Here is a 26,499-nt window from a genome sequence, read left to right as displayed (position 1 = left end):
AACGCCGCCCGGCGGTCAGGGCTCCTGGTCCGGAGTGCGGGTGAAGACGAACGTGGCGATGTCGAGCGCCCGTACGCCGCCCGCCTCGTCGCGCAGCACCGAGAGGATCTCGCCGTTCTCCGGACCGGACCGGCCGCGCCAGCGGTCCGGGCCCTCCGGGCTGAACCGGCTCGCCCGCTCGCCGCGCAGCAGGGCGGCCAGCTCACCGCCGGCCGCGTCCCAGGTCACGTCGAGCGGGACCCCCATCCACCACCAGCGGCCGGTCAGCTCGGCGATCTCGGTGGGCGGGGCGGTGGCGGTCGGGCGCCAGGGCTGCGGAAGTGCCGGCTCGGCGTCGAGCACGGTGGTGAGGATCCGCTGCCCGACGCGGCCGATGCCGAAGCCGTACGAGTTGGCGAAGCCGACCACGGCGGTGCGGGTGGGTCGGTGCACCGCCAGGGCGGCCACGTAGCCGGGCATCGAGCCGCCGTGCCCGACGTACACCCGCTCGCCTGCCCGGTAGAGCTCCACCCCGAGGCCGTGCCCGCCGCTCCACGAGTCGAGGTCGCTGATCACCACCGGCGCGCACATCTCGGTCAGCGTGTCGGCGGCGAGCACCCGCGGCGCCGGCTCGGCCAGGAAGGCCGCCCACCGAACCAGGTCCTCGATGCTCGCCCACAGCTGCCCGGCGGGCGCCATCGCGCCGGTGTCGGTCCGCGGCTCCTCGCGCAGCGTGCCGTGCCACGGGTGCACCACGTAGCCCCGGGCGAACGGCTCGGTGGCCGCGTACGTGGTGCGGCGCATGCCCAGCGGTTCGAAGATCCGCTCCCGGAGCAGCTCGGCCCAGGGCGTCCCGGTGATCCGCTCGAGCACCCCGCCGAGCAGCCCGTACGCCAGGTTCGAGTAGTGGTACGTCCGGTGCGCCGGGTAGGCGATCTTGTCCGCGGTCACCGCGCCCAGCAGGGTGGCCAGGTCGGAGCCCTCGGCCCGCTCCCACCACTCGCCCTCCGGCTCCCGTTGCAGGCCGCTGGCGTGCCCGAGCAGTTGGCGCAGGGTGAGCGTGCCGACGCTGGTGCCGGGCAGGTGCCGCTCCAGCGGGTCGTCCAGGGCCAGCCGGCCGGCGTCGCGCTGCTGCATCACCAGGGTCGCGGTCATCGTCTTGCTGATCGAGCCGAGCCGGTACTGCAGGTCCGCGTCGGGTCGCGGGTGCTCGCCCGCGGTGGCGAGGTGGGCCAGCTCGCCGGCCCGGACCACGCCCATCACGAGTGACGGCGTACGGCCGGCGGACTGTGCCTGCGCGACCAGGGCGTCGACCTGGCGGGCGGTCTCGGGCAGCAGGGACACGGGCGTCCTCTCCTCGGTGTGGTGCGGTGCCGTGCCGGCCCGTCGGGGGCGGGCGGCGGGTGCCGCCGAGCTTATCGATCATCGCGGGGCGGCCGCGCGTGCATTTGCGTGTCACGATCGTGGGGTGGACGCCGTGTTGTGGATCGTGTTGGGTGTGGTGCTGGCCGTCGCCGAGGTCTTCACGACGACGCTGTTCCTGATCATGTTCGCCACCGGCGCGTTCGCTGCCGCCGGCGCGGCCGCGCTCGGCGCGCCGTCGGCCGTGCAGGCGTTGGTCTTCGCCGTGGTCTCCACGCTGACCGTGGTGGGGGTGCGGCCGATCATCCAGCGGCATCGTCGCTCGGCGCTGGAGAGCGGCGAGCAGCCGTTCGGGGTGGAGGCGATCGAGGGCTCCACCGCGCTGGTGCTGGAACGGGTGGACGCCGAGCACGGCATGGTCAAGATCGACGGTGAGCTGTGGACCGCGCGGCCGTACGACGCGACGCAGTCGTTCGACCCCGGTCAACGGGTACGGGTGATAAAGGTCCGGGGCGCGACCGCCCTGGTCTGGCAGGACGATGTTTCTTCCGCCGGCGGGTTGCCGGAAGCGAGAGGGTGAACGGGATGACAGCGATAACGGTGCTGGTGATCGCCGTGGCGTTGATCGCCGTGGTGACGCTGGCCAAGGCCGTACGGATCGTGCCGCAGCAGCGCCAGGACGTGGTCGAGCGGCTGGGCAAGTACAAGCGCACCCTCAACCCGGGGCTCAACCTGCTGGTGCCGTTCATCGACGCGGTACGTACCAAGGTCGACATGCGGGAGCAGGTGGTCAGCTTCCCGCCGCAGCCGGTGATCACCTCCGACAACCTGGTCGTCTCGATCGACACGGTGCTCTACTTCAAGGTCGTCGACTCGGTCCGGGCCACCTACGAGATCTCGAACTTCCTCCAGGCCATCGAGCAGCTGACCGTCACCACGCTGCGTAACGTCATCGGCTCGCTGGACCTGGAGCGGGCGTTGACCAGCCGCGAGGAGATCAACCGACACCTCTCCGGGGTGCTGGACGAGACCACCGGCCGGTGGGGCATCAAGGTCACCCGGGTGGAGATCAAGGCGATCGAGCCGCCGGCCAGCATCCGCGACTCGATGGAGAAGCAGATGCGCGCCGAGCGGGACCGCCGGGCGGCGATCCTCAACGCGGAGGGACACAAGCAGTCGCAGATCCTCACCGCCGAGGGTGAGAAGCAGTCCGCCGTGCTGCGGGCCGACGGTGACCGGCAGGCCCGGATCCTCCAGGCGGAGGGCCAGGCGAAGGCGATCCGGACCGTCTTCGACGCGATCCACCAGGCCAACCCGAGCCAGAAGGTGCTGGCCTACCAGTACCTGCAGGCTTTGCCGCAGATCGCCAACGGCACCGCCAACAAGGTCTGGATCGTGCCGGCCGAGCTGACCAAGGCCCTCGAAGGGATGGGCGGCGCGCTCGGCGGGCTGAGCCGCATGGTCGGCGACGAGCCGGCGCCGGAGGCGGCCGACCACGCCAGCCAGGTGGAGCGCGAGGCGGCGGAGGCCGCGCAGGCGGCGGCCGACGCGGCCGCGCAGATCCACGACGAGGTACGCGTCGCCGAGGCGCAGGCCACCGGCGGCACGCCGCAGGGTCTGCCCGCGCCGGAGCCGGTCTCCCCGGCGAGCCTGGTCAACGATCCGGCCGACCAGCGCGAGCGCGGCTGAGCCGACCCGGTCCGGCGGCCGGTCGTCGACTGAGTCGGCCGGCGTGGGGTAAATGCGAGAAAGACTCATGGGGCGCTCCGGTGCCTGCCACCATCGGTCCTAGGACGGGTGGTGACCAGGCTTCGGGGCGCCCCGGCGCGTCCCGCACCGCTTTGTCGGAAGAGCGAGGTGACGCATGAAGGACCCGGCGAATCGGATCTGGTCCTCGGCCCCGGTCCCCGGCGCGCACGATCCGACCGGTCCACTCGGCTCCCGGAGTACCGGAGGCGGATTCGGAGTGCTGCCGTTCGTCGGCGAGCCGACGCCCGCCGGTCCGGCGACCAACGCCAGCTGGGCCTGGTCGGTACGCCGGTTCGCCCGCGCCGCGGTGTGGCTGCTCCCCGCGTACGCCGTCCTCTACGGCGTGGTGGCGATGGCCAGCGACGGCGGGGTGGGCAACGACCCGTACCCGGCCGACGGGCGGCCGCTCTACCTGGTCGGCTGGGTGGCCGCGGTCTGGCTGGGCCTGCTCGCGCTGCTGGCCCTCACCGGGCTGCTCGCCGCCACCCGCAGCCGCCGGGCGGCCGCCGCCGGGCTGCTGGTGAGCATCGCCGGCACGGTGCTCATGCTGCCCTTCGCCGGGCTCGAGGAGCAGACCCCGGTCTTCGGTACCTCCGCGCGGGCCCTCGTGCTGGTCGGCGCCACCTGCTACAGCATCGGCTGGTTCCTCACCGGCTGGGCGGTGGCCCGCTCCGGCATGTTCAGCATGGGTGACGGGGTGATGCTGATCATCGCCGCGCCACTGCTCGGTCTCGGCGGCGCGCTGGTCGGCTCGTTGCAGACCTTCGGGGCGATCTTCGTGCTGATCGCCGGGATCGGCATCGGCTACCGCTCCGGCCGTCTGGTGCCGCGCGACATCGCCCGCGACGCGGCCTCGGCCAGCGTCGCCACCGCCGCGCCGCCGCCTCCCGCCACCCCCGGTGGCCCCCTCTCTCCCGCCTGACCCACCAGCCCGCCAGGTTGGGAAGTTGCTGGTGAGGGGCGGTGAAGTTGCTGACAAAACGGCGCGGGGGCTGGTCGGTTGGCGGCTTTCATGGCAATCCTGGGGACCATGGCCCCACCCCGCCCGCCGCTGTCGCGGCTGTTCACCGTGCTGCTCGCCGGCCTGCTCGCCGGCCTCGCCCTCGCGGTGGCCGCGCTCCCCGGCAACCTGCTGTTCGGGGTGGTCACCAAGTCGGCGCTCGGCTCGTACGCGGCGCTGCCGGCGGCGCTGAAGACTCCGGCCACCCCGCAGCGCTCCTACCTCTACGCCAACGACGGCAAGACGCTGATCACCACGTTCTACGACGTGAACCGCACGGACGTCGCGCTGTCGGAGATCGCCCCGGTGATGCGGCAGGCGATCGTGGCGGCGGAGGACCGGCGGTTCTACTCGCACGGCGGCGCGGACCTGCGCGGGCTGGCCCGGGCGCTGGTCGCGAACGTCAAGGGCGGCGGCACCGAGCAGGGCGGCTCGACGCTGACCATGCAGTACGTCCGCAACGTGCTCAAGACCGACCCGAGCCGCACCGCCGAGGAGCGGCAGGCCGCGACCGACCAGAACGTGGGGCGCAAGCTCCAGGAGATCCGGTACGCCTCCGCGCTGGAGCAGAGCCTCAGCAAGGACGAGATCCTCAACCGGTACCTGAACATCGCCTACTTCGGCTCCGGCGCCTACGGCGTGGCGGCAGCCAGCCAGCGCTACTTCGGCAAGGCCCCGGCCCAGCTGACCCTCGCCGAGTCGGCCCTGCTCGCCGGTCTGGTGCAGTCCCCGGAGGCGTACAACCCGATCGACGGTGACCGGGACGCGGCGCTGACCCGCCGGGCGTACGTCCTCGACTCGATGGTCGAGACCGGGGCGATCACCGCCGCGCAGGCCGCGCAGGCCAAGGCCGAGAAGCTGACCCTGCACCCGACCGCGCAGCCGAACGGCTGCACCGCGGTGGCCCAGGGCCACGACGACTGGGGCTACTTCTGCGACTACCTGCGCCAGTGGTGGCTGACCCAGCCGGCGTTCGGCGCCACCGCCGAGGAGCGGGAGCAGGCGCTGCGTCGCGGCGGCTACACCGTGGTCACCTCGCTGGACCCGCAGGTCCAGGCCACCGCGCAGCAGCAGGCCACCGCGGTGTACGGGTACGGCAACAAGCGCGCGCTGCCGATCGCCGCGGTCGAGCCGGGCACCGGCCGGGTGCTCGCGATGGCGGTCAACCGGCACTACAGCCTGGCCTCGAACCCGGCCGGGCAGAACAACCACCCGAACACCGTCAACCCGCTGATCTCCGGCGGCGACAGCGTCGACGGCTACCAGGCCGGCTCGACCTTCAAGCTCTTCACCATGCTCGCCGCCCTGGAGTCGGGCAAGACCCTCTCCACCGGCTTCGACGCACCCAGCAAGCTCCCCACCCGGTACCCCGCCGAAGGCGAGGGCAGCTGCGACGGGCACTGGTGCCCGGCCAACGCCAACCCGGACTGGATGGACGGCTACCGGATGATGTGGGACGGCTTCGGCCGCTCGGTGAACACCTACTTCGTCTGGCTGGCCGAGCAGGTCGGCCAGGACAAGGTGGTCGAGATGGCGCAGCGGCTCGGCATCACCTTCCGGGCCGACTCGGACGCCGCGTTCGCCCGCAATGACGCCGCCGACTGGGGTTCGTTCACCCTCGGCGTGGCCGCCACCACCCCGCTCGACCTGGCCAACGCGTACGCCACGGTGGCCGCCGAGGGGACGTTGTGCACGCCGCTGCCGGTGGTCTCGGTGCGGACCCCGACCGGCGAGCAGGTGCCGGTGGGTGACCCGTCCTGCAAGCGGGTGCTCGACGCCGACGTCGCCCGGGCCGCCACCGACGCGGCGCGCTGCCCGGTGGGCCAGCAGTCGCCGTACGGGCAGTGCAACGGCGGCACGGCGACCTCGGTGAACGAGATCCTGGACGGCCGACCGGTCGCCGGCAAGACCGGTAGCTCGGAGGAGAACGCCACCGAGACGTTCGTCGGCTTCACCCCCCAGGTCGCGGTCGCCGGCATCGCCGCCAACCCGGACGACCCCACCGACTCGGTCGGCTCCGCCGTGCAGGCCAAGGTGATCGACGCGGTGGCCCGGGTGATCGCGACCGCGGTCAAGGGGCAGCCGGAGAAGAGCTTCACCGCGCCCAGCCGGGAGCTGGCCGGCGAGCCGCGCCGCCCGGTGGAGCGGCCGCCGGCGCGCCAGGAACGGCCGCGGACCCCCGACGACGACCCTCGCTCGCTGCTGGAGCGCTGGCTCGGCGGACGCGGCTGACCCGAGCCGGGCGCCGGCGCGGAAATCTGCCCTCCGCACCGGCGCCGCGGGTTCAGCTCGCGGTGCAGGTGGGGGTGAGGCCGGTGCCGGTGCCGTTGGCCTGGAACCCGAACTCGGTTGTCTGACCGGCGGTGAGCCGGCCGTTGTAACTGACGTTGCGGAACTGGACCGCGCCGCTGGCGGCGCTGGACGTGGCGTTCCAGGTGTTGACCACCGTCGCCCCGGAGGGCAGCGTCAGGGCGACCGTCCAGCCGTTGGCGCCGGCCGCGCCGGCCGTCACCCGCACCGTCGCCACGAAGCCGCCGGTCCACGAGTTTAGGGTGACCGACGCGGAGCAGCCGCCACCCGTGGGCGGCGGGGTGGTGGTCGGCGGCGGCGTGCTGCCGCCGTTGAGGGCGTTCAACGTGGCGGTGTACGCCGGCTTCTTGTTGCCGCCGGCGTCGAAGAGCAGCGGGGTGCCGCCGGCCCGCCACGAGTCGCTGTCCCGGATCCCCCAGACGGTGATGCCGGTGCAGCGGGCGACCGCGAGGCAGGCCCGCACCACCCGGCCGTAGTTGTCGGCCTGCGCGCTGCCGGAGCCCTCGATGTCCAGCTCGGTGATCTGCACGTCGACGCCGAGGTTGGCGAAGCGCTGCAGGTTCGCCTGGTAGTCCGCGGGCACCGGGCTCTGGGCGTTGAAGTGGGACTGGAACCCGACGCAGTCGATCGGTACGCCGCGCGCCTTGAAGTCCTGCACCATGGCGTACACCGCATTGCTCTTCGCGTTCTGCCCGTCGGTGTTGTAGTCGTTGTAGCAGAGTTTCGCGCCGGGGTCGGCGGCCCGCGCGGCGCGGAACGCCACCTCGATCCAGTCGTTGCCGGTGCGCTGCAGGTTCGAGTCGCGCCGGGCCCCGGTTCCGCCGTCGGCGAACGCCTCGTTCACCACGTCCCAGGAGTGGATCTTGCCCCGGTAGTAGGTGGCCACCTGGGTGACGTGGTTGACCATCGCCGAGCGCAGCGCGCTGCCGGAGAGGTTCTGCACCCAGCCCGGCTGCTGTGAGTGCCAGGCCAGGGCGTGACCGCGTACCCGCATCCCGTTGGCCTGGGCGTGGTTCGCGATCCGGTCTGCGTTGCCGAAGGTGAAGCTGTTCTGCGACGGCTCGGTCGCGTCCCACTTCATCTCGTTCTCCGGCGTGACCATGTCGAACTCTCGGTTGAGGATGCCCACGTAGGTGGTGTCGGAGAGCTTGTTGGCCGCCACCGCGGTGCCGAAGTAGCGGCCCTGTTCGGCGGCCGACGCGGCGAGCGTGGTGCCGGCGCTGGCGCTGGGCGCCAGGGCGATCGTCGCACCGGCGACGAGGGCGCCCGTCGCGGCGAGGACCAGCGCCAGGCGCCGTCGGGTTCGCGCGCGGGCCGGTCGGTCCGGCCGGACCGGAGAGTTGATCATCTGAATGCCTTTCGAGTTTGGCGATGATTGGCCACGGCCCCGGCCCGGCGCCGCCCAATGCGCCGAAGCCCGGCCGTGCAGGCAGCACCGGATGCCCTGTCGCTCGCGTACTCCGGCTCATCACCCAAACTCATCCGCGCGGGTCGATGTTAGCCCTGGTTTTCCGGAAGGTTCAAGCCCCGCCGGACGGCTCAGGCCGATGCCCGTCCGGCGACCGGCGACGGTGCGCGGGCGTGAGCTGGCCCGCAGGTGATCGACAACAGCGAGCGGGGCGGGCGGGCCGACCGGACAACTTCCGGAAATCGACGTCGGTCGGTGGCGGTGCGCCCCCGCCGGGGCCGTCCAGCGCCCGGACGCGCATCCGGCAGAATCGTCGGGTGCCCGTCCACCAGATCACCGACCCCGACGACGAGCGGATCGCCGACTACCGCGCGCTGACCGATGTCGAGCTGCGTACCCGCTGGGAGCCGCCGCACGGGCTGTTCATCGCCGAGGGGGAGCTGGTGCTGCGCCGCGCGCTGCGGGCCGGCTACCCGGCGCGGTCGTACCTGGTGGACGCCAAGCGGGTCGACCAGCTCGCCGACCTGGACACCGGCGACGCGCCGGTCTACGCCGCGACCCCGCAGGTGCTGCAACAGGCCACCGGGTTCCACGTCCACCGGGGGGTGCTGGCGTCGTTCCGCCGGCGGCCGGTGCCCACCGCCGCCGAGGTGCTCGCCGCCGCCCGCCGGGTGGTGATCCTGGAGGACGTCAACAACCACACCAACCTCGGGGCCATCTTCCGGGGTGCCGCCGCGCTCGGCATCGACGCGGTGCTGCTCTCGCCGACCTGCGCCGACCCGCTCTACCGGCGCAGCGTCCGGGTCAGCATGGGCGAGGTGTTCGCCATCCCGTACGCGAAGCTGGAGCCCTGGCCCGGCGGACTCGACCAGGTGCGGGCGGCCGGCTTCACCGTGCTGGCGTTGACCCCGGCCTCGGATGCGCTGCCGATCCAGCGGCTCGAACCGGCCCAGCGGGCCCGCGCCGCGCTGCTCTTCGGCGCCGAGGGTGCCGGGCTGACCGGGGCGGCCCAGCGCGCGAGCGACGTACGGGTGGCGATCCCGATGCGGCGCGGGGTGGACTCGCTCAACGTGGCCGCCGCGGCGGCGGTGGCGTTCTGGGAACTGGGACGCGACGACCCGCTGTGACCTGACGGCCGGGTCCGTCGAGTTCCAGGGTCACGCAGGGTAGCGTGTCGCCCGTGTTCCCTACCGTCCGTGAGGTCCTCGCCCTGGACCCGGTCCGCCACGGCGCCCCGCGCCTGGTCGCCGGGGACGCCGGGCTGGACCGGCCGGTGCGCTGGGTGCACGTGACCGAGGTGCCGGACATCGCCCCCCTGCTCGGCGGCGGCGAGCTGGTGCTCACCACCGGCATCGGGCTGCCCGGCGACGACGCGGGGCTGCGCGCCTTCATCGGCGACCTGGCCGACGTCGGTGTCTCCGGCCTGGTCGTGGAGCTGGGCCGCCGGTACGTCAGCGGGGTGCCCCGGGTGATGGCCGCCGCCGCCGAGCGACGCGGGCTGCCCCTGGTCGAGCTGCGGCGGGCCACCCCGTTCGTGCGGATCACCGAGGCGGTGCACGCGCTGATCGTGGACGCCCAGCTCACCGAGCTGCGGGCCACCGAGGAGATCCACCAGCGGTTCACCGAGCTGTCGGTCGAGGGCGCCGGTCCGGGCGAGGTGCTCCGGCAGGCCGCCGAGCTCTCCGGCTGCCCGGTGGTGCTGGAGAACCTCTCCCGGCAGGTGCTCGCCTACGACCCGGCGGGGGAGAGCGCCGAGCTGCTGCTGGACGGCTGGGAGCAGCACTCCCGGCGGATCCAGCCCGCCGGGCGGACCGCGTACGACCCGGACAGCGGGTGGCTGGTCACCGCCGTCGGCGCGCGCGGGCAGGACTGGGGACGGCTGCTGCTGCGCTGGCCGGCCGGGGGCGACCTGGCCACCACCCGCCCCGCCACCGCGCCGACCGTCGCAACCGCCACCCGCCCCGCCGCCGCGCCGACCGTCGCGCCCGCCGCCCGCCCCGACGGCACGTCCACCGATGGCACCGCGCCCGGAGGTAGCACCGCCGCCGCGTCCGCCGAGCAGGCCGAGCCGGCGGTGGACGGGCAGCCGGCCCCGACGGCCGACGCCGTCCCACCGACCCGGCTGACCATCCTGATCGAGCGGGCGGCCTCCACCCTGGCGCTGGGCCGGCTGATCCGGCGCGACGCCGAGGGGCTGGAGCGGCAGATCCACCGGACCCTGCTCACCGCGCTGCTGGACCACGCCCGGCCGGTGGACGAGGTGGCGCTGCGCGCCAAGGCGCTCGGCGTGGTCCTGGAACGCCGACACCTGGTCGGGGTGATGGTGCGGCTGCGCGCCGACGACCCGGCGGGGGAGAGCGGGCCGGCCGGTGACCTCGGTGAGCCCGGCCCGGCGACCGGCCCGGCGAGGCTGCGGGATCTCGCCGAGGCGGTCGGGCAGGCGCTACGCGAGGCGAAGCTGACCGCGCTGACCAGCGCGGTGGACGACCATGCCGTCGGCGCGCTGCTCGCGCTCCCCGACGCGGCCGCCGAGGAGCGGGCGCTTAACGCGTTCGCCACCGCACTGCGCCGGGCCCGCCTGGACGCCCCGACGGGCCGTCCCGACGGCGCACCGCGGCGCGACGGCGTGACCCGCCTCGACGGGGTGGGCCGGCACGACGGGGTGGGCCGGCACGACGGGGCCGCCAGGCCGGAGCTCGCGACGCCGCGCGCGGATGCGGCGGTGCGACCGGATCCGGTACCCCGGCAGGGCCGGCCGGACGGACGGGTGAGCGGAGCCGGTCGGCCGGCGGCTCTGATCATCGCGGCGGGCTCGGGTGTCGGCAGCCTGCGCGAGGCACGCCGCTCACTGATCGAGGCGCGGCAGATCGCCGACGCGGCCCGGCGGGACCGGCGCGACCTGCCCATCTTCCGGCTGCCGCACGTCGGGCTGGCCGGCCTGCTGCACCTGCTGCGCGACGAGCCCCGGATGCAGACGTTCGTCGAGCGGGAACTCGGCGCGTTGCTGGCGTACGACGCGCAGCACCCCCGGGAGCAGCTGCTCGGCACCCTGCGGGCGTACCTCGAACAGGGCCGGAACAAGTCGGCGGCGGCCGCCGCGGCACACCTGTCCCGGCCGGCCTTCTACGAGCGGCTGGCCCGCATCGGTCGGGTGCTGGACGTCGACCTGGACTCGGTCGACGCCTGCCTCTCCCTGCACGTGGCCCTACTGGCCCTGGACGCCATCCGCACCCCCTGACCCCCTCGCCGCCCCCGGCCCCCGACGGCCCTCCGGACCGCCCCCGGTGATCAAGAGGTTCACGTCAGGTTAGGGCCGGATTCTGACGCGAATCTCTTGATCAACGTCAACGTTCGGGGGGTGGGTCAGGTTAGGGCGGTCAGGGCCTTGGCGTAGGTGAGGGGGATGTGGTTGGGGCCGCCGCCGGGGGTGAAGACGTCGGAGGTGGCCACCGTCGACCATGCCGTCTCCGGGACCGCGTCGACGAGCGCGAGGACCACCGGGGCGTCGCGCCACTGCTCCTGTTCGGCGAGCAGGCCCAACGCCACCACCGACTCCTCCACCTCGCCGACGCACTCGAACGGCTTGTGCCCGTCCACGCCGAGCAGCTCCCGATAGCCGGGGATCTGGTCAGGATCGGCGAGCAGGTCGCCACCGAAGATGTGGGTGATCCGCTCCCGGGACATGAACGGCGCCATGGCCAGGAAGACGAACCGGCACTTCGGGCAGTTCCGGCACCAGCGCTCGCTCGCGTCGCGCAGCTTGAAGGCGGCGTTGCAGCTGGTCACCACGTCGTCGTAGCGGTCGATCTCGGCGAAGAGCCGGGCGATGTGCAGCTCCGACAGCGAGCGCAGCAGCGAGAAGTACGGCTCGGTGAGCCCGGCGTGCTCGGCCAGCGCGGCTCGCAGCAGCCCCTCCGCCTCCACTCCCTTGGACCACTGGTGGTTGATCTCGTGACCGTCCCAGATCAGGTTCGGGTCGGACGCGGACCGCTCGTTGGACATCACCACCGGGCCGAGCCCGTGCAGCACCGAGGTGGCGACGGCGATCAGCGAGTTGATCGCGGTGACCGGAATGTGCCCGTTGCGCGCGCCCGCGGCGTTCAGCTCGAAGAGCACCGGATCGATCCGCCGCCGGGCGGCCAGCGGGGTGAGCCCGGACGCCTCGTTCACCGAGACGATCACGTGGTTGGGGTTGACCGAGAACGGCACCGGGTCGAACCCGGACCGGCGCAGCGCCTCCAGGCTGACGATGGAGTCCTTGCCGCCTCCGACGGCCGAGAGCGGACGCCGGTCGGAGTTGTCGTACTCCCGGGCTGGTTTCACCCGGCCGGCCGGCACCTCCGGCGTCAGCTGCAACACGTGCGGCAGCTGGTTGCGGTAGGCGTACTCGGCGAGGCCCTTGGTGTAGATGCCGGTGACCAGCTCGGTGGCGGCCGGGCCGAGCGGCGCCGGCAGCACCAGCCGGCCCGGTGCGGCGGCCTTGTAGTAGCTGACCCCGGCGACCACGTGCAGGATTTCGAGAACCCGGCCCAGGGTGGCCACCGTCTCGTCCGACGGCGGCGCCTCCGGCAGCGGGAAGGTGATCACCTCGGTGAACCGCTGCTCTCCGGCGGGGCCGGTCAGGGCGTAGTCGAACAGGGCCTCACCAGTGGAGAGGTCGATCGAGTAGGACGGAAAGGTGAAGGCGTCCATCCGCCGCAGCTGCTCGTTGCGCACACGCCATACTAGGCCCTGGTTCGTCCGGCCGTGCCCGGCTGTGCCGGACCCGGCCGCGCAACGGCCCGTCGATGACCGTCCCGCCCGGAGGAGATCACCAGTGCGCCTGTCTGACCTGCGCGGACGTACCGTCGCCGTCTGGGGGACCGGCCGGGAGGGCCGGGCGGCGGTGATCGCGATCGCCGCGCACGGCCCGGCCGACCTGGTCGCAGTCGACGACAGCGCCAACTTCCTGTCGCTGCCGTGGGACGGCCCGCTGGCCGAGGCGGCGCCGCTGGTCACCGGCGAGGCCGGGTTCGAGCGGCTGGCCGCCGCCGACGTGGTGGTCCGTTCGCCGGGCGTGCCGCAGACCCACCCGTGGCTGGTCGAGCTGCGCCGGCTCGGGGTGCCCATCACCCAGGGCACCGCGCTCTGGATGGCCGACCACGCGGCCCGCACCGTCGGGGTGACCGGTAGCAAGGGCAAGAGCACAACCTCCAGCCTGATCAGCCACCTGCTCGCGGCGGTCGACCGGCCCAACGTCTTCGGCGGCAACATCGGGGTGCCCACGCTGGACCTGCCCGAGGCTGAGCTGTACGTGCTGGAACTCTCCAGCTACCAGTGCAGCGACCTGACCGACTCGCCCCGGGTCGCGGTGGTCACTGCGCTCTTCCCGGAGCACCTGGACGCGCACGGCGGGGAGCGGGAGTACTACCGGGACAAGCTCAACCTGCTGGCGCACCAGCCGCAGACCGTGGTCGTCAACGGCGCCGACCCGCGTCTCGCCGCCGAGCTGGGCGACCGACCAGCGGTGCGCGCCGGCTCACCGGACACCACCAACGTGGCCGCCGGCCCGGACGGCGCGCCCTGGTTCCACCTCGGCGACCAGCCGCTCTTCCCGCGCACGGTGTTGCCGCTGGTCGGCCGGCACAACGAGGGCAACCTCTGCGTCGCGCTCGCCGTGCTCGACGCGCTCGGCGTCGACGTGGTGGCCCGCAAGGACACCCTCGCGGTCGCGGTCGCCGGGTTCCAGGGGCTGGCCCACCGGCTCACCGAGATCGTCGATCCGTCCGGGTTGACCTTCGTCGACGACACCCTCGCCACCAGTCCGTACGCCGCCATGCACGCCATCGACGCGTACGACGGGCGGCCGCTCACCGTGATCGTCGGCGGCAGCGACCGGGGGCTGGACTACAGCCCGCTCCGTGAGCACCTGGCCGAACGCGAGATCAACGTGATCGGCATCCCGGACAGTGGCCCGCGCATCGTCGAGGCGCTCGCCGGACTGCCCAAGGTGCGTACCGAGGTGGTCGAGGACCTCGTCGACGCGGTCCGGCTGGGCCGCGAGCTGACCCCGGCCGGCGGGGTGGTGCTGCTCTCTCCCGCGGCGCCGAGCTACGGCCGGTTCCGCAACTTCGAGCACCGCTCCGAGGTCTTCGCCGAGGCGGTACGCGACACCGCCTGACGCGGTCGAACGGCAGCGTGGTCACCGGGAGGGTGTCGCCTCGGGTGTCACATCCCGTAGGCGAGGGTGGTGTGCAGCGCGCGCATGGAGCGGATGGCGGAGCGGATCTCCTGGAGGTAGCGCCCCGGGGTCAGGGTCGGCTCGGGCAGCCGGGCCAGGTCCGGCAGGGCCGGGTCGACGCCGACGGTGTCGATTCCGCAGCCGTACGGCACGGCCAGGGTGCGTAGCGCGTCGCAGTGCTGGAACGGCACGTAGATCGGGGCGGTGACCAGCAGCACCTCGTCGCCGGCCGAGAGCCGGGCGTGCCCGGCCCAGAAGTGCTGGGTGTCCGCGGTGTGCGCGCGACGCCGCTCAGGCTCGCCGGACGGGGCGGCGAGCACCCGCACCGGCGGAAGGCCGGCCGGGCGGTAGGTTCGCGACGACCAGGAGTGGTGCGGGTGGCCGGCGTCCAGGCCGTCGTGGTCGTCCGGCGCGTCCACCCCGAACACGAGCCGGACCCCGGCGTCGAGTGCGTCCACCTCGGTCGCGCAGCCGGTCACCCCGGCACCGGCCAGGGCGCGTAGCTCCATCTCGGAGAGTGGCCGGAAGCTGCCCAGCACCGCCACCTCGCCGGCCACCCGGACGCCCCGGCGCAGCAGGTCCGCCGCGTACGCCACCCGGCGCACGCAGGCGTGCGCCAGCCCGCCGAGCACCAGCAGGTGGGCGTACCCGGACCGGGCCGGCGGCTCCGGCCGGACCAGGCCGAGCGCGCTCGCGGCGGCGTGGACCTGCCCGGCGGTGGCCGGGTCGAGGGCCGGCTCGCACGCCTCGGGCCGTTCCCGGCCGCCCCGGAAGTCCCAGTGCCGCGCGGAGAAGTCGTCCAGCCCGGCCAGCACGGCGGCCAGGTCGCCGGCCGGCCAGTCGCCGCCGAAGCGGGTCACCAACCCGCGCAGCGGCGCGGCGTCGATCCAGCCGGCGATGCCGTCGAGGATCGCCGTGCCGTTAACCGGCAACGCGCCACCGGGCAGCGGCACCGGAACGGAGGCGACCGCGGCCGGCGGGGGGAGGGCGGCACCGGGCGGCGGTGGGACGGGACGCTCGGGCACGGTCCGGATGGTACCGGCCGGCGGATCAGGGACCGGCCGATCGTGGGGGAGCCGCCACGCGGCGCGGCGACAGCCTGCGGAGGAGCCGAGCCGTGGCGGGTGGACCGTACCCTGACGGCAGCCGGCACCCGGGAGGTCGTCGATGGCCGAACTGCTCCGCCGACCGCGCGCCGGCCGGCCTGGCTCCCCGCTCGCGTTCGCCCGGCTGGTCGCGCACACCGACCCGGTCGCGCTGATCGGCATCGGGCTGTCGATCTCGCTCTCCGTGGTGCTGGACCTGACCAACGCCGCCACCGGGGTGGAGTCCCTGCTCGCGGGTCTGATGGGTATCACCATCTCGCTGCTGGTGGATTCGCTCGCCCGCGCCGAGCGTCGGTTCCACCTCCGGACGCTGCTGGAGGGCCCGTCGTGGCTGGTGCAGGCCGTCCCGGAGGTGGTCGCCGGCGCCCGCGAAGCGGTCGACCGGCATCCGGGCACCCGGGTGGCCGACGAGGCGCGACGCCGCTTCGAGCGCTTCCACGCCGACGTCGAGCAGTTGCGGCACGGCCGGATCATCCGGCCGGGTCCGGACTGCCAGGACCTGATCGGTGCGACCCGGGACTGCGTACGGCACTTGGACGCGCTGACCAACGTGATGCCCCGCGCCAGCGGCGAGCTGAGCTGGTGGCGCGGCGACGTCGGCCGGCAGTACTGGACGGCGAACCTGGCGGCGCTGGACCGGGGGGTGCGGATCACCCGGATCTTCACCTATGTCGAGCTGTCCGACGAGCTGGCCGAGCTGGTGGAGGTCCAGCGTCGGGCGGGCGTACGGGTCGGGCTGCTGCCCTCCGGCGCGGCCGGCCCGGAGCTGCACGTCAACCTGATCCGCTGGGACGGTTCGGCCTGCTGGACGGCGGGGATGAGCGCGCACGGGGAGATCACCGAGAACCGCTTCTCGGTCAACCCGACCGACCTCGTCCGGTCCGGCGAGACGTTCCAGGCCTGCGCCGCCCTCGCCACCTTCCCGGCCTGACCGGGTATCGGCCCGGGGAGCGACCGATGACCGTGCAGGGCGTTCTGCTGGTGACGGCGGTGGTGTGGGCGGTCAGCCTGATCCGCTCGGTGCGGCTGCGCGCGTTCGTCGCCAGCCTGCCGTTGCCGATGTCGGCCGCGCTGCTGGCCACCGGGTACCGGGTGGACGGGGCGCAGCTGCTCGGGGTTGTCGGGCTCAACCTCTTCTTCGGCCTGGTCGCGCTCACGCATCACCGGATGCGCTGGCCGATCATCCTGGCCGACGTGGCCGGCGTCGCCGGCTACCTGGCGCTGGCGGTCGCGCTGCGCCCGCTCGCCGTGCCGTTCGCGCCGGCGCTGGCCGGCACGGTGGCGCTCTGGCTGCTCGCCATGCTGGTGCTGCACCGCCGCCCGGGCGGCCGCACCCTGCCCCGGAGCGATCCCGGTCGCGCCGGGGCGGACCCCGCACCCGCTCCGTCGGCGCGCGCCGCCGCTGCGGCCGAGCCCTCGCCGCCCGCACCGGCCTGGAAAGCATCGTCTCTGGTGGACGGTGGACCGGAGCGCAACCTGCCCGCACTGGCGAAGCTGCCGCTGATCCTCGGCGGCGCCGCGCTGACCGGGCTGCTCGGCCAGCTGCTGCGCGGGCTGGTGGTGACCTTCCCGTACGCCGGAGTGCTGGTGGCCGTCGAGGTCCGCCGGGAGCTGCCGCAGTTCTGCCGGCACTTCGCGCGCAACAGCCTGGCCCTGGTCGGCTTCCTCAGCGGTGTCCACGTCGGTCAGGGCCTGTCACCGGCGGTGGGGCTGGCCGCCGGTTGGGCCGGCTTCGCGCTGGTGGCGGCCGGCCTGCATCTACCGGCGCAGTGGCGCGGAAAACGACGGTCGAAGGCGGATCTTGCCACCGGAAGCGCGCTCTGAACGCAAGCAGGCGACGAAAAACGCGGCCAGACCCGTTGACGTTATGTCAGGCCGGGCGGATGCTCGCGCTACACGCTGACAGTTGTCTCTGCGGTGCAGCGGTGAAAGCGTGCGGTAACCGCGATGCGAAGGGTGCTTCGATGACCACCGACGACCTGCTGGCCCGGCACCGGGCCGTGCTCCCGTCCTGGATGCCGCTCTACTACGACGAGCCGATCGAGCTGGTCTCCGGCTCTGGACGCCGGGTCACCGACGCCCAGGGCCGGACGTACCTGGACTTCTTCGGTGGCGTGCTGACCACCATGATCGGCTACGACATCCCCGAGATCCGCGAGGCCGTCGAGCGCCAGCTGCGTTCCGGGGTGGTGCACAGCTCCACCCTCTATCTGATCCGCCAGCAGGTCGAGCTGGCCGAGAAGATCGCCCAGCTCTCCGGTATCCCGGACGCCCGGGTCTTCTTCACCAACTCCGGCACCGAGGCGAACGAGGCGGCGCTGCTGGTCGCCACCAACCACCGCCGCTCGCACCAGATCCTGGCCGTGCGCAACAGCTATCACGGCCGGTCGTACGCGGCGATGGGCGTGACCGGCAACCGAGGCTGGTCGGCCAGCCCGCTGAACCCGCTGCAGGTGGCCTGGCTGCACTCCGCCGAGCGGCTGCGCGGCCTGCTCTCCCGGCTCAGCGCCGACGAGCAGGTCGACGCCGCGGTCGAGGACCTGCGCGAGGTGCTCGCCACCCAGACCGCCGGGGACGTGGCCGCCCTGATCGCCGAGCCGATCCAGGGTGTCGGCGGTTTCGTGCACCCGCCGGACGGGCTCTTCGCCGCCTGGAAGAAGGTGCTCGACGAGACCGGCATCCTCTTCATCGCCGACGAGGTGCAGACCGGTTGGGGGCGTACCGGCGAGCACTTCTGGGGCTACCAGGCGCACGGCGTCACGCCGGACCTGCTCACGTTCGCCAAGGGCATCGGCAACGGCTTCGCCCTCGCGGGCGTCGTCGGCCGGGCCGAGGTGCTCGAATCGGTGCCCGCGATCAGCTTCTCCACCTTCGGCGGCAACCCGGTCTCCACCGCCGCCGGCAACGCGGTGCTGGACTACCTGCTCGACCATGACCTGCAGGCCAACGCGGCCCGCACCGGCGCGATCCTCGCCGACGGCCTGCGCGCCGCGGTCGCCGATCTGGACTGCGTCGCCGAGGTGCGCGGCAAGGGGCTGATGCTCGCGGTCGAGTTCGTCCACCCGGGCACGCGGGAACCGGACCGGGCCCGGACGGTGCGGGCGTTCGAGGCGTGCAAGGCCGGCGGGCTGCTGGTCGGCAAGGGCGGCCTCTACGGCAACGTGCTGCGGATGGGACCGCCGCTCACCCTCACCGAGGCGGAGGCCCGGGAGGGCCTGACCATCCTGGTCGACGCGATCCGCGCGGCGGCGGAGGTGCCGGCATGAGCGAGCGTCAGCGAGCGAATCATCGACGCAGTGTGGAGGTGCCTCATGGTGGCACGGAGCGCAGCGGAGGCATGAGCATTATCGGTCACTTCGTCGAGGGCAAGCGGTTCGCCGGCACGTCCGAGCGGCGCGCGGACGTCTTCGACCCGGCCACCGGTCGGCGTAGCGCCGAGGTGGCGTTGGCCTCGGCCGCGGACGTCGCGGTGGCGGTGGAGGCCGCGGCCCGAGCCGCCCGGGTCTGGCGCGACGCCTCGCTGGCGCGGCGCAGCGCGGTGCTCTTCGCGTTCCGGGAGCTGGTGCACGCGCGGCGGGACCGGCTGGCCGAGGCGATCACCGCCGAGCACGGCAAGGTGCTCGCCGACGCCGCCGGCGAGGTGCAGCGCGGGCTCGAGGTGATCGAGTACGCCTGCGGCATCCCGTCCGCGCTGCGCGGCGCGTTCAGCGAGAACGTCTCCACCGAGGTGGACTCGTACACCCTGCGCCAGCCGCTCGGCGTGGTCGCGGTGATCTCGCCGTTCAACTTCCCGGTGATGGTGCCGCTCTGGTTCGTGCCGGTCGCGGTGGCCTGCGGCAACGCGGTGGTGCTCAAGCCGAGCGAGAAGGACCCGAGCGCCGCGCTGCTGCTGGCCGAGTGGTTCGCCGAGGCCGGCCTGCCGGACGGCGTGCTGAACGTGGTCAACGGCGACAAGGCGGCGGTGGACGCGCTGCTGGAGCACCCGGAGGTGCGGGCGGTGTCGTTCGTCGGCTCCACCCCGGTCGCCCGGTACGTCTACCAGCGCGGCACCTCCACCGGCAAGCGGGTGCAGGCGCTCGGCGGGGCGAAGAACCACATGGTGGTGCTCCCGGACGCCGACCTCGACCTGGCCGCCGACGCGGCGGTGAACGCCGGGTTCGGCTCGGCGGGGGAGCGGTGCATGGCGATCTCCGCGCTGGTCGCGGTCGAGCCGGTGGCCGACGCGCTCGTGGCGAAGATCGCCGAACGGATGGCGGGGCTGCGCACCGGGGACGGCAGGCGCGGCTGCGACATGGGCCCGCTGGTCACCGCCGAGCACGCGGCCCGGGTGCGTTCCTACGTCGAATCGGGGGAGGCGGCCGGCGCGGTGCCGGTGGTGGACGGGCGCGACGTCGAGCCGGACGGGGAGTCGGGCGGGTTCTGGCTCGGTCCGACCCTCTTCGACCACGTCACCCCGGACATGTCGATCTACACCGACGAGATCTTCGGCCCGGTGCTCAGCGTGCTCCGGGTCGGCTCGTACGACGAGGCGTTGGAGCTGGTCAACGCCAGCCCGTACGGCAACGGCACCGCCATCTTCACCAACGACGGCGGCGCCGCCCGGCGCTACCAGCACGAGGTGGAGGTGGGCATGGTCGGGATCAACGTGCCGATCCCGGTGCCGATGGCGTACCACTCGTTCGGCGGTTGGAAGTCGTCGCTCTTCGGCGACCTGCACGCGCACGGCGAGGACGGGGTGCGCTTCTTCACCCGCGGCAAGGTGATCACCAGCCGCTGGCTGGACCCCCGCCACGGCGGGGTCAATCTGGGCTTCCCCACCCAGAGCTGAGCGACCCGCAGCGCGTCGCCCGGCCCCGTCCCCCAGGGCCGGGCCGACGCGCTGCGCCGTCCGCGCTCCGGCCCGGCGCCCGCGCCCTGGCACCGAGGTATGACGTGCCGAACCACCCCACGGTCCGATGTGGTGGGCCGACGGCCGCACCAGCATGGACGCCGACAGGGGCCCTCCACCCTCGGCGCGTCGAACGGAGCCCAACGTGCGTAGGACTGCATCGGTCGTCGGCCTGGTCGTCGGCCTGTACCTGATGGCCCGCGCCATCGTCGAGCCGTTCGTGATCGACATGACGGACCCGGCCACCTACCGGAACGACTGGGGCGGGCCCAGCCTGCTCGGTGTGCTGCTGGTGCACTGCGGCCCGGGCGTGCTCTCCGGGATCCTCATCGCCGTGGCGCTGCGCCGGCGTCGCGTCCGCGCCCGGACGCGGCGGCCCGAGTAACCGGGCTTCCCCACCCACGCCTGAGCAGTCGCAGCACGGCGGCGCCGGCCAGGTACGCCACCAGGGCCGGGACCGGCACGCCAAGCGGTTCGGGGGCCTCCTTCGGCGCCGCGCTGTTGACCACCAGGCCGTACACCACGGCGACGAAGCCGGCGGCGGTGAGCAGGCTGCGGACGGTCGGCCGGAATCGGCCGCGGTCCGACCGGTGCTCCGCGGTCCGCCCGCGCTGGCGGCCGCCGCGTGCCTCGATCCGCCCGAACACGGCGACCAGGCCGGTCAGCACGACGGCCAGCATCAGCACCCAGGGCAGCCGCCAGGCCAGCCAGGCGGCCGAGCCGACCGGCGCGGTGGGCAGCAGGTGCACCGCGTCCAGGGCGCCGACCAGCAGGATCGCGGCGGTCAGGTGCCAGAGGAAGACGGTCAGCACGACCGCGTTGACCGCGATCACCAGTTGCCACGGTCGGGGACGGCGCAGCCAGCGTTCGGCGCGGTCGCGCAGCAGCAGGATCAGCCCGAGTTGGGCGGTGGTGAGCGTCAGCAGCGCCAGGCTCGGCGGCGCCGCGTTGTCCAGCCGCTCCCCGGGGATGTTGAGCATGCTGACCGGGTAGGGGCCGGCGGTGAGCAGCAGCGTCGCGGCCAGTCCCGCGAGCAGGGTCGTCCAGCCGGCCCGGCGGGACACCGGCAGTCGGCGGCCCCGCCGGACGGACTGCTTCCCGGTGGCCGCCTCCCGGTCTTCCGAGCGCGTGTCGAACCAGGCGAGGCCGAGCTGGTGGACGGCCAACCAACCGAAGAGGTAGTTGGGGATTGCCAGCTCGGCCGGGCCCAGCGCCCGTCCCAGGTCGCCGGCGGCGACCAACCCGGCCAGCACCAGCGGTACGACGAGCCCGAACCGCCGGTGCAGCGCCCACATCACCGGGGTCAACGGCACCACCAGCAGGTAGGCGGCGAGGAACCAGAGCGGGATGGTGGCGAACCAGGCGACGGTCCGGATCAGCGGGTCGGCCACGCCGGCGAGCCGGGCGACCAGCGCCGCGCCGACCAGCACCAGCAGCAGCGCCGTGGTGGGCCGCAGCAGCCGGGCGCTGCGGCCGAGCAGCCAGCCGGTGGCGTCCCCACCCCGGACCCGGTGGGCGGTCAGCGAGGCGGCGTTCGCGTACCCGCCGACCACGAAGAAGACCGGCATCACCTGGGCCGCCCAGGTCAGCGGGTACGCCCAGGGCAGGTCGGGCAGTGCGGAGCGGGCGCTGGGCCGGCCGGCGGCGTCCTCGCTGACGGCGGCGACGGCCCAGTGGCCGAGCACGACCACGACGATGGCGAGCGCGCGGAGCAGGTCGACGTAACGCTCCCGGCCGGTCGGCGTCGCCGCGGCGAGCTGGGCCAGACGGCGCATGGCCCGAGGGTATGCCAGCGCTGGTGCGACCACGTGGATAACGGTTCGGACGCCGGGCCTTGAAGTCCGCGCCGGACTGCCGTAGAAATTCTTCAGAAACATTGTATTAAGTGAAGACAAGCGACACTTGCCCCCCGTGCCTCGACGCCGCGGTCGCCATCCCCCAACTCTCGGCCGGCCGCCCGTACCCGAACCGAGGAGAAGTGATGAACAGGCGTGACATCCTGCGGCGCAGCGCCGCCGCCGGCCTGCTGGCCACCCCCGCCGCCGGCCTGCTGGCCGGCTGCGCGACCGGTGGCGGCGACGACGACGGCGACACCGGCAGCTACAAGGGCACCAAGAGCGAGCGGAACCCGCTCGGGGTCAAGGAGGACGCCCCGCTCGAGGTGGTGATCTTCAACGGCGGGTTCGGCGAGGACTACGCCAAGGCCCACGAGGCCATGTACACCGAGAAGTACCCGAAGGCCACGATCAAGCACAGCGCGACGCAGGAGATCAACAAGACGCTCCAGCCCCGTTTCGTCGACGGTTCGCCGCCGGACGTGGTGAACAACTCCGGCGCCGGTCAGATCGACTTCAACGGCCTGGTCTCCCAGAACGCGATCGCCGACCTGAGCGAGCTGCTCGCCGCCCCGAGCCTCGACATCCCCGGCAAGACGGTCAAGGACACGCTGCTGCCCGGCGCGGTCGAGGTCGGCTCCTACGACGGCAAGTTCCTGGTGTTGAACTACACCTACACCGCCTACGGCATCTGGCACTCCACGAAGCTCTTCGCCGACCGGGGCTGGCAGTACGCCAAGACCTGGGACGAGCACATCGCGCTCTGCAAGCAGATCAAGGCGGCCGGGATCGCGCCGTGGACGTACGCCGGCAAGCACCCCCGCTACATGAGCTGGCCGCTGATCGCGACGGCCATCAAGTTCGGCGGGCCGTCCGTCGCCACCGCGATCGACAACCTCGAGCCGAACGCGTGGAAGTCCGACGCGATGAAGGCCGCGGCCGACGCCTGGCACCAGATCGTCAAGGACAAGTACATCCTCGACGGTTCGCCGGGCCTCGACCACGTGCAGTCCCAGACCGCGTGGTGCCAGGGCAAGGCCGCCTTCATCTCCTGCGGTTCCTGGCTGGAGAGCGAGCAACAGAAGGTCACCCCCGAGGGCTTCAACATGACGATCCAGCCGACGCCCAGCCTCGGCGCCGGCGACAAGCTGCCGTTCGAGGCGATCCGCGGCACCGCCGGTGAGCCGTTCATGGTGCCGGCCAAGGCGAAGAACCTCGCCGGTGGCCTGGAGTACTTCCGCGTCATGCTGTCGAAGAAGGGCGCCCAGGACTTCACGAAGAAGGTGTCCAGCCTGACCGTGGTGGCCGGGTCGACCGACGGCGTCGAGCTGCCGTTCGGCCTCAGCACGGTGGTGAAGGGGCTGGACGCGTCCGGCAGCAACGGCTTCAACTGGGTCTACAACAACTACTACCGCAAGCTGGAGCGCGAGCTCGTGGACGCGGCCTGTGGTGAGTTCTTCAGCGGCCGGATCGGCCCCGCGGAGTTCCTCGACCGGTGCCAGCAGGGCGCCGACTCGATCGCCCAGGACAGCTCGATCAAGAAGTACAAGCGGGCCGCGTGACGTCCGGCCGGTGGGGGCGGGCGCGGCCCGTCCCCACCGGCCCACCGCTGGGGGAGTAGGTCCTTCTCGTGAGACATGGCAAGTATCCGCTGATCATCACGTTCCTGGTGCCGCCGCTGCTGCTCTACGGCGTCTTCGTGCTCTCGCCGTACCTGCAGGCTTTCCAGATCTCGACCACCGGCTGGCTCGGCTACTCGGCGGAGGCCGACCCGGTGGGGTTGGCCAACTTCCGGGCGATGCTGGACGACGGGCGGGTGTGGAACGCGCTCAAGAACAACGCCTGGCTGCTCGCCGTGGTGCCGGTGCTGACCATCGGGTTGGGCCTGTTCTTCTCGACCATGCTCAACATGGGCGGACGCAAGGGCCGGGCCGGGGTGACCGGCGTACGCGGCACCTCGGTCTACCGGATGGTCTACTTCTTTCCGCAGGTGCTCTCGGTGGTGATCATCGCCCTGCTCTGGAAGGAGATCTACCACCCCAACAGCGGCCTGCTCAACGGCGCCCTGCGTGCCGTCGGCCTGCCCGCGCCGACCTGGCTCGGCGACCCCCGGACGGCCTTCTGGTGCGTGCTGGCGGTGATGGTCTGGAGCAACGTGGGCTTCTACGTGGTGCTCTTCGGCGCGGCCATGTCGGCCATCCCGCGCGACATCTACGAGGCGGTCATGCTCGACGGGGCGTCGCGGTGGGTCACCGTACGCCGGATCACCATCCCGTTGCTCTGGGACACCGTGCAGGTCGCCTGGATCTACCTGGCGATCGCGGCGCTGGACGGGTTCATCCTGATCCAGCAGATGACCAACGGCGGGCCCAACTTCTCCTCCGACGTCATCGGTCTGCGGATGTACGAGACCGCGTTCGGCAGCGAGAGCAAGTTCGGCTACGCCTCGGCGATCGGCGTGGTGCTGTTCTTCCTGACCCTGTCGGTGGCGGTGCTGGCACTGCGCACCGCCCGACGTGACCGGATCGAGTACTCGTGACCATCCTGGACAGATCCGCGACGCCGGACGGCACGGCCGAGGGCGCCGGTCCGGCACCGGCGCAGCGGAAGCTGCGCCGGGAGTCCGGCGTCGCAAACGTCTTCTCGCACGGGTTCCTGCTGCTCTGGGGCGCGCTGACCGTGCTGCCGCTGCTCTGGATGTTCCTCAGCTCCTTCAAGAGCGACGGGGAGATCCTGTCCGACCCGTGGGGGTTGCCCGGGGCGCTGCGGTTCGAGAACTGGGGGCGCGCCTGGACCGAGGCGCACATCGGCCGGTACTTCCTGAACAGCGCGATCGTGGTGAGCGGCTCGCTCACCCTCACGATGCTGTTGGGCTCCGCGGCGGCGTACGTCTTCGCCCGCTACACCTTCTGGGGGCGGCAGGTCCTCTACTACCTGTTCGTCGGCGGCATGATGTTCCCGGTCTTCCTCGCGCTGGTGCCGCTCTTCTTCGTGGTGCGCAACGCGGGTCTCTTCGGCACCTGGACCGGGCTGGTGCTGGTGTACGCCGCTTACTCGCTGCCGTTCACGGTCTTCTTCATGACGGCCTTCTTCCGCACCCTGCCGAACTCGGTCGCGGAGGCGGCGCTGGTCGACGGCTGCGGGCACTTCCGGCTCTTCTTCCGGGTGATGTTGCCGATGGCGCGTCCGGGACTGATCAGCGTTGCGATCTTCAACTTCCTCAGTCACTGGAACCAGTTCATCCTGCCGCAGGTGCTGATGCAGGGTGACGACTCCAAGTGGGTGCTGGCGCAGGGGCTCACCGCCCTCGCGGTCAGTCAGGGTTACCAGGGCGACTACAGCGGCCTCTTCGCCGGCCTGACCATCGCCACGCTGCCGGTGCTGGCCGTCTACGTCGTCTTCCAGCGTCAGGTCCAGGCGGGCCTGACGGCCGGTCAACTCAAGTGAGGCCCGGGACGGTGGCTTGACCGGTAGGAAATCTCCTACCTATTGTGGCGGCATGACCGTGACCCACGTGCAGCTCGTCTCCGTACCCGTCAGCGACCAGGACCGGGCCCGCGACTTCTACCTCGACGTGCTCGGCTTCGACCTGGTCTTCGACAACCCGATGGGCCCCGGCGGCCGGTGGGTCCAGGTCGCGCCCAAGGGCGCCGCCACCGCCCTGACCCTGGTCACCTGGTTCCCCAGCATGCCGCCCGGTTCGCTCAAGGGCCTCGTGTTCGAGACCGACGACCTCGACGGCGACGTCGCGCTGCTGCGGGAGCGCGGCGTCGTGCTCGCCGACGGGGGGATCCAGGACGCCCCCTGGGGGCGGTACGTCACCTTCGACGACCCGGACGGCAACGGCATCGTGCTCCAGTCCACCCGTGTCTGACCCGGCGCCCGTCGAACCGCGGCCCGGTGCCGGCGACATCTTCGCGGCACTGGCCAACCCGACCCGCCGCGAGCTGCTCCGGCTCCTGCTGGATCAGGGCGAGCAGCCGGTGCAGCGGCTGGCCGACCACTTCGCCATGCGCCGTCCGAGCCTCTCGGAACACCTGCGGGTGCTCAAGGACGCCGGTCTGGTGGTCGAGCACCCGGTCGGGCGGCAGCGCCTCTACTCGCTGCGACCGGAGCCGTTACGGGAGGTCGCCGATTGGCTCGGCCCGTACGAGCGGTTCTGGCGCGGCCGCCTGGCCGAGCTGCGCGACGTGCTGGCGGAGCTGCCCGATGAGTGACCCGAGCGCCGTCGAGGTGGATCAGTACCTGCCGCATCCACCGGCGAAGGTCTGGCGGGCGCTGACCGATTCTGATCTGTTGGCCCGCTGGCTCATGCCCAACGACTTCGTCCCGGTGCTCGGGCATCGGTTCACCTTCCACACCGACCCCCGGCCCGGGCAGGACTTCGACGGCACTGTGCACTGCGAGGTGCTCGACCTCGACCCGCCGCACCGGCTGAGCTGGGCCTGGCGCGGCGGACGGCTGGACACGGTGGTGCGCTGGACGCTCGTCGCCGAGGGGCGGGGCACCCGGCTCTTCCTGCGGCACGCCGGCTTCGACCCCGACGACCCGGTGCAGCGCCGTACCCGCGACCTGCTCGGCGGCGGCTGGCGCGGCCACGTCCTCACCCGCCTGGACCACCTCCTCACCACCACCCCCTGAC

23 protein-coding genes and 1 pseudogene are annotated in these 26,499 nt (G+C 72.8%); 19 read left to right on the top strand and 5 right to left on the bottom strand.

The annotated features are described in order from the left end of the window. Window positions 1-15: 15 nt before the first annotated feature. Window positions 16-1,323, bottom strand: a complete 1,308-nt coding sequence (locus AB0C04_RS29595) for a serine hydrolase domain-containing protein (protein ID WP_357060967.1) — start codon at window positions 1,321-1,323, stop codon at window positions 16-18. Window positions 1,324-1,447: 124 nt separating this feature from the next. Here AB0C04_RS29595 and AB0C04_RS29590 point away from each other — a divergent pair, with 124 nt between their 5' ends. The 4 genes from AB0C04_RS29590 (at window position 1,448) to AB0C04_RS29575 (ending at window position 6,322) form a co-directional block, all read left to right on the top strand. Beyond that, complete coding sequence (locus AB0C04_RS29590; RefSeq protein WP_357060964.1) at window positions 1,448-1,921, top strand: NfeD family protein; 474 nt, start codon at window positions 1,448-1,450, stop codon at window positions 1,919-1,921. Between the two features lie 5 nt (window positions 1,922-1,926). Continuing rightward, window positions 1,927-3,030, top strand: a complete 1,104-nt coding sequence (locus AB0C04_RS29585) for an SPFH domain-containing protein (protein WP_350872839.1) — start codon at window positions 1,927-1,929, stop codon at window positions 3,028-3,030. Between the two features lie 175 nt (window positions 3,031-3,205). Continuing rightward, a complete protein-coding gene (locus tag AB0C04_RS29580) occupies window positions 3,206-4,012 on the top strand; it encodes a hypothetical protein (protein ID WP_350872841.1) in 807 nt (268 codons plus the stop codon). A gap of 108 nt (window positions 4,013-4,120) precedes the next feature. Continuing rightward, window positions 4,121-6,322 (top strand): transglycosylase domain-containing protein, encoded by a 2,202-nt coding sequence (locus AB0C04_RS29575; RefSeq protein ID WP_357060961.1) that lies wholly within the window; start codon window positions 4,121-4,123, stop codon window positions 6,320-6,322. A 52-nt stretch (window positions 6,323-6,374) separates the two neighbouring features. On the opposite strand, the gene AB0C04_RS29570 is transcribed toward AB0C04_RS29575, so the two are convergent. Further along, window positions 6,375-7,748, bottom strand: coding sequence for an endo-1,4-beta-xylanase (locus tag AB0C04_RS29570; protein ID WP_357060959.1), 1,374 nt, complete (start codon window positions 7,746-7,748; stop codon window positions 6,375-6,377). 359 nt (window positions 7,749-8,107) lie between these two features. Here AB0C04_RS29570 and AB0C04_RS29565 point away from each other — a divergent pair, with 359 nt between their 5' ends. From AB0C04_RS29565 to AB0C04_RS29555, 3 genes and pseudogenes are all read left to right on the top strand, one after another. After that, window positions 8,108-8,935: an RNA methyltransferase gene (locus AB0C04_RS29565; protein ID WP_357061074.1), complete on the top strand. Its 828-nt coding sequence runs from the start codon at window positions 8,108-8,110 to the stop codon at window positions 8,933-8,935. A gap of 53 nt (window positions 8,936-8,988) precedes the next feature. Then, a pseudogene (locus tag AB0C04_RS29560) lies at window positions 8,989-10,383 on the top strand (PucR family transcriptional regulator ligand-binding domain-containing protein); the annotation flags it as partial. Window positions 10,384-10,776: 393 nt separating this feature from the next. Continuing rightward, window positions 10,777-11,046, top strand: a complete 270-nt coding sequence (locus AB0C04_RS29555) for a helix-turn-helix domain-containing protein (protein ID WP_357061071.1) — start codon at window positions 10,777-10,779, stop codon at window positions 11,044-11,046. Between the two features lie 125 nt (window positions 11,047-11,171). On the opposite strand, the gene AB0C04_RS29550 is transcribed toward AB0C04_RS29555, so the two are convergent. Next, window positions 11,172-12,524: a hypothetical protein gene (locus tag AB0C04_RS29550; protein ID WP_357060956.1), complete on the bottom strand. Its 1,353-nt coding sequence runs from the start codon at window positions 12,522-12,524 to the stop codon at window positions 11,172-11,174. 100 nt (window positions 12,525-12,624) lie between these two features. Here AB0C04_RS29550 and murD point away from each other — a divergent pair, with 100 nt between their 5' ends. Further along, window positions 12,625-13,968, top strand: coding sequence for a UDP-N-acetylmuramoyl-L-alanine--D-glutamate ligase (gene murD / locus AB0C04_RS29545; protein WP_357060953.1), 1,344 nt, complete (start codon window positions 12,625-12,627; stop codon window positions 13,966-13,968). Between the two features lie 47 nt (window positions 13,969-14,015). Here murD and AB0C04_RS29540 read toward each other — a convergent pair whose 3' ends face one another. Then, window positions 14,016-15,053: a hypothetical protein gene (locus tag AB0C04_RS29540; RefSeq protein WP_357060951.1), complete on the bottom strand. Its 1,038-nt coding sequence runs from the start codon at window positions 15,051-15,053 to the stop codon at window positions 14,016-14,018. Window positions 15,054-15,195: 142 nt separating this feature from the next. Here AB0C04_RS29540 and AB0C04_RS29535 point away from each other — a divergent pair, with 142 nt between their 5' ends. From AB0C04_RS29535 to AB0C04_RS29515, 5 genes are all read left to right on the top strand, one after another. Further along, the gene (locus AB0C04_RS29535; protein ID WP_357060949.1) at window positions 15,196-16,065 is read left to right on the top strand and encodes a hypothetical protein; all 870 of its coding nucleotides are present in this window, start codon (window positions 15,196-15,198) and stop codon (window positions 16,063-16,065) included. 26 nt (window positions 16,066-16,091) lie between these two features. Further along, window positions 16,092-16,958, top strand: coding sequence for a hypothetical protein (locus tag AB0C04_RS29530; RefSeq protein ID WP_357060946.1), 867 nt, complete (start codon window positions 16,092-16,094; stop codon window positions 16,956-16,958). Between the two features lie 140 nt (window positions 16,959-17,098). Then, entirely contained in the window at window positions 17,099-18,400 is a 1,302-nt protein-coding gene (locus AB0C04_RS29525) for an aspartate aminotransferase family protein (RefSeq protein ID WP_357060943.1), read from the top strand. A gap of 71 nt (window positions 18,401-18,471) precedes the next feature. After that, window positions 18,472-19,962 carry a CoA-acylating methylmalonate-semialdehyde dehydrogenase gene (locus AB0C04_RS29520; RefSeq protein WP_357060940.1) on the top strand — a complete coding sequence of 497 codons (1,491 nt, stop codon included), beginning with the start codon at window positions 18,472-18,474 and terminating at the stop codon, window positions 19,960-19,962. Window positions 19,963-20,167: 205 nt separating this feature from the next. After that, window positions 20,168-20,407, top strand: a complete 240-nt coding sequence (locus AB0C04_RS29515) for a hypothetical protein (protein WP_357060937.1) — start codon at window positions 20,168-20,170, stop codon at window positions 20,405-20,407. Here AB0C04_RS29515 and AB0C04_RS29510 read toward each other — a convergent pair. Beyond that, window positions 20,349-21,797 carry an acyltransferase gene (locus AB0C04_RS29510; RefSeq protein ID WP_357060935.1) on the bottom strand — a complete coding sequence of 483 codons (1,449 nt, stop codon included), beginning with the start codon at window positions 21,795-21,797 and terminating at the stop codon, window positions 20,349-20,351. The two genes, AB0C04_RS29515 and AB0C04_RS29510, sit on opposite strands and share 59 nt — an antisense overlap. A 206-nt stretch (window positions 21,798-22,003) precedes the next feature. Between AB0C04_RS29510 and ngcE the strand changes: the two genes are divergently transcribed. From ngcE to AB0C04_RS29480, 6 genes are all read left to right on the top strand, one after another. After that, window positions 22,004-23,419 (top strand): N-acetylglucosamine/diacetylchitobiose ABC transporter substrate-binding protein, encoded by a 1,416-nt coding sequence (gene ngcE / locus AB0C04_RS29505; RefSeq protein ID WP_357060933.1) that lies wholly within the window; start codon window positions 22,004-22,006, stop codon window positions 23,417-23,419. Between the two features lie 68 nt (window positions 23,420-23,487). Continuing rightward, window positions 23,488-24,396 carry a sugar ABC transporter permease gene (locus tag AB0C04_RS29500; RefSeq protein ID WP_350872863.1) on the top strand — a complete coding sequence of 303 codons (909 nt, stop codon included), beginning with the start codon at window positions 23,488-23,490 and terminating at the stop codon, window positions 24,394-24,396. Further along, window positions 24,393-25,304, top strand: coding sequence for a carbohydrate ABC transporter permease (locus tag AB0C04_RS29495; protein WP_357060929.1), 912 nt, complete (start codon window positions 24,393-24,395; stop codon window positions 25,302-25,304). The genes AB0C04_RS29500 and AB0C04_RS29495 overlap by 4 nt, the downstream gene beginning before the upstream one ends. Before the next feature lie 52 nt (window positions 25,305-25,356). Further along, window positions 25,357-25,731 carry a VOC family protein gene (locus AB0C04_RS29490; RefSeq protein ID WP_350872866.1) on the top strand — a complete coding sequence of 125 codons (375 nt, stop codon included), beginning with the start codon at window positions 25,357-25,359 and terminating at the stop codon, window positions 25,729-25,731. After that, a complete protein-coding gene (locus AB0C04_RS29485; RefSeq protein WP_357060926.1) occupies window positions 25,724-26,074 on the top strand; it encodes a metalloregulator ArsR/SmtB family transcription factor in 351 nt (116 codons plus the stop codon). Before AB0C04_RS29490 ends, AB0C04_RS29485 begins: the two co-directional genes overlap by 8 nt. Next, complete coding sequence (locus AB0C04_RS29480) at window positions 26,067-26,498, top strand: SRPBCC domain-containing protein (RefSeq protein ID WP_357060923.1); 432 nt, start codon at window positions 26,067-26,069, stop codon at window positions 26,496-26,498. The genes AB0C04_RS29485 and AB0C04_RS29480 overlap by 8 nt, the downstream gene beginning before the upstream one ends. Window position 26,499 lies beyond the last annotated feature (1 nt).

It is taken from the genome of Micromonospora sp. NPDC048909 (assembly GCF_040649635.1).
GTDB lineage: Bacteria > Actinomycetota > Actinomycetes > Mycobacteriales > Micromonosporaceae > Micromonospora.
This window is presented reverse-complemented; position numbering and strand designations above follow the sequence as displayed.

Bases quoted from the DNA above. Each gene is read 5' to 3' on its own strand.
- AB0C04_RS29535 (WP_357060949.1), top strand. From the start codon at position 15,196: ATGGCCGAACTGCTCCGCCGACCGCGCGCCGGCCGGCCTGGCTCCCCG.
- AB0C04_RS29575 (WP_357060961.1), top strand. From the start codon at position 4,121: ATGGCCCCACCCCGCCCGCCGCTGTCGCGGCTGTTCACCGTGCTGCTC.
- AB0C04_RS29530 (WP_357060946.1), top strand. From the start codon at position 16,092: ATGACCGTGCAGGGCGTTCTGCTGGTGACGGCGGTGGTGTGGGCGGTC.
- AB0C04_RS29510 (WP_357060935.1), bottom strand. From the start codon at position 21,797: ATGCGCCGTCTGGCCCAGCTCGCCGCGGCGACGCCGACCGGCCGGGAG.
- AB0C04_RS29555 (WP_357061071.1), top strand. From the start codon at position 10,777: ATGCAGACGTTCGTCGAGCGGGAACTCGGCGCGTTGCTGGCGTACGAC.
- AB0C04_RS29525 (WP_357060943.1), top strand. From the start codon at position 17,099: ATGACCACCGACGACCTGCTGGCCCGGCACCGGGCCGTGCTCCCGTCC.
- AB0C04_RS29585 (WP_350872839.1), top strand. From the start codon at position 1,927: ATGACAGCGATAACGGTGCTGGTGATCGCCGTGGCGTTGATCGCCGTG.
- ngcE (WP_357060933.1), top strand. From the start codon at position 22,004: ATGAACAGGCGTGACATCCTGCGGCGCAGCGCCGCCGCCGGCCTGCTG.
- AB0C04_RS29520 (WP_357060940.1), top strand. From the start codon at position 18,472: ATGAGCATTATCGGTCACTTCGTCGAGGGCAAGCGGTTCGCCGGCACG.
- AB0C04_RS29490 (WP_350872866.1), top strand. From the start codon at position 25,357: ATGACCGTGACCCACGTGCAGCTCGTCTCCGTACCCGTCAGCGACCAG.
- AB0C04_RS29570 (WP_357060959.1), bottom strand. From the start codon at position 7,748: ATGATCAACTCTCCGGTCCGGCCGGACCGACCGGCCCGCGCGCGAACC.
- AB0C04_RS29580 (WP_350872841.1), top strand. From the start codon at position 3,206: ATGAAGGACCCGGCGAATCGGATCTGGTCCTCGGCCCCGGTCCCCGGC.
- AB0C04_RS29480 (WP_357060923.1), top strand. From the start codon at position 26,067: ATGAGTGACCCGAGCGCCGTCGAGGTGGATCAGTACCTGCCGCATCCA.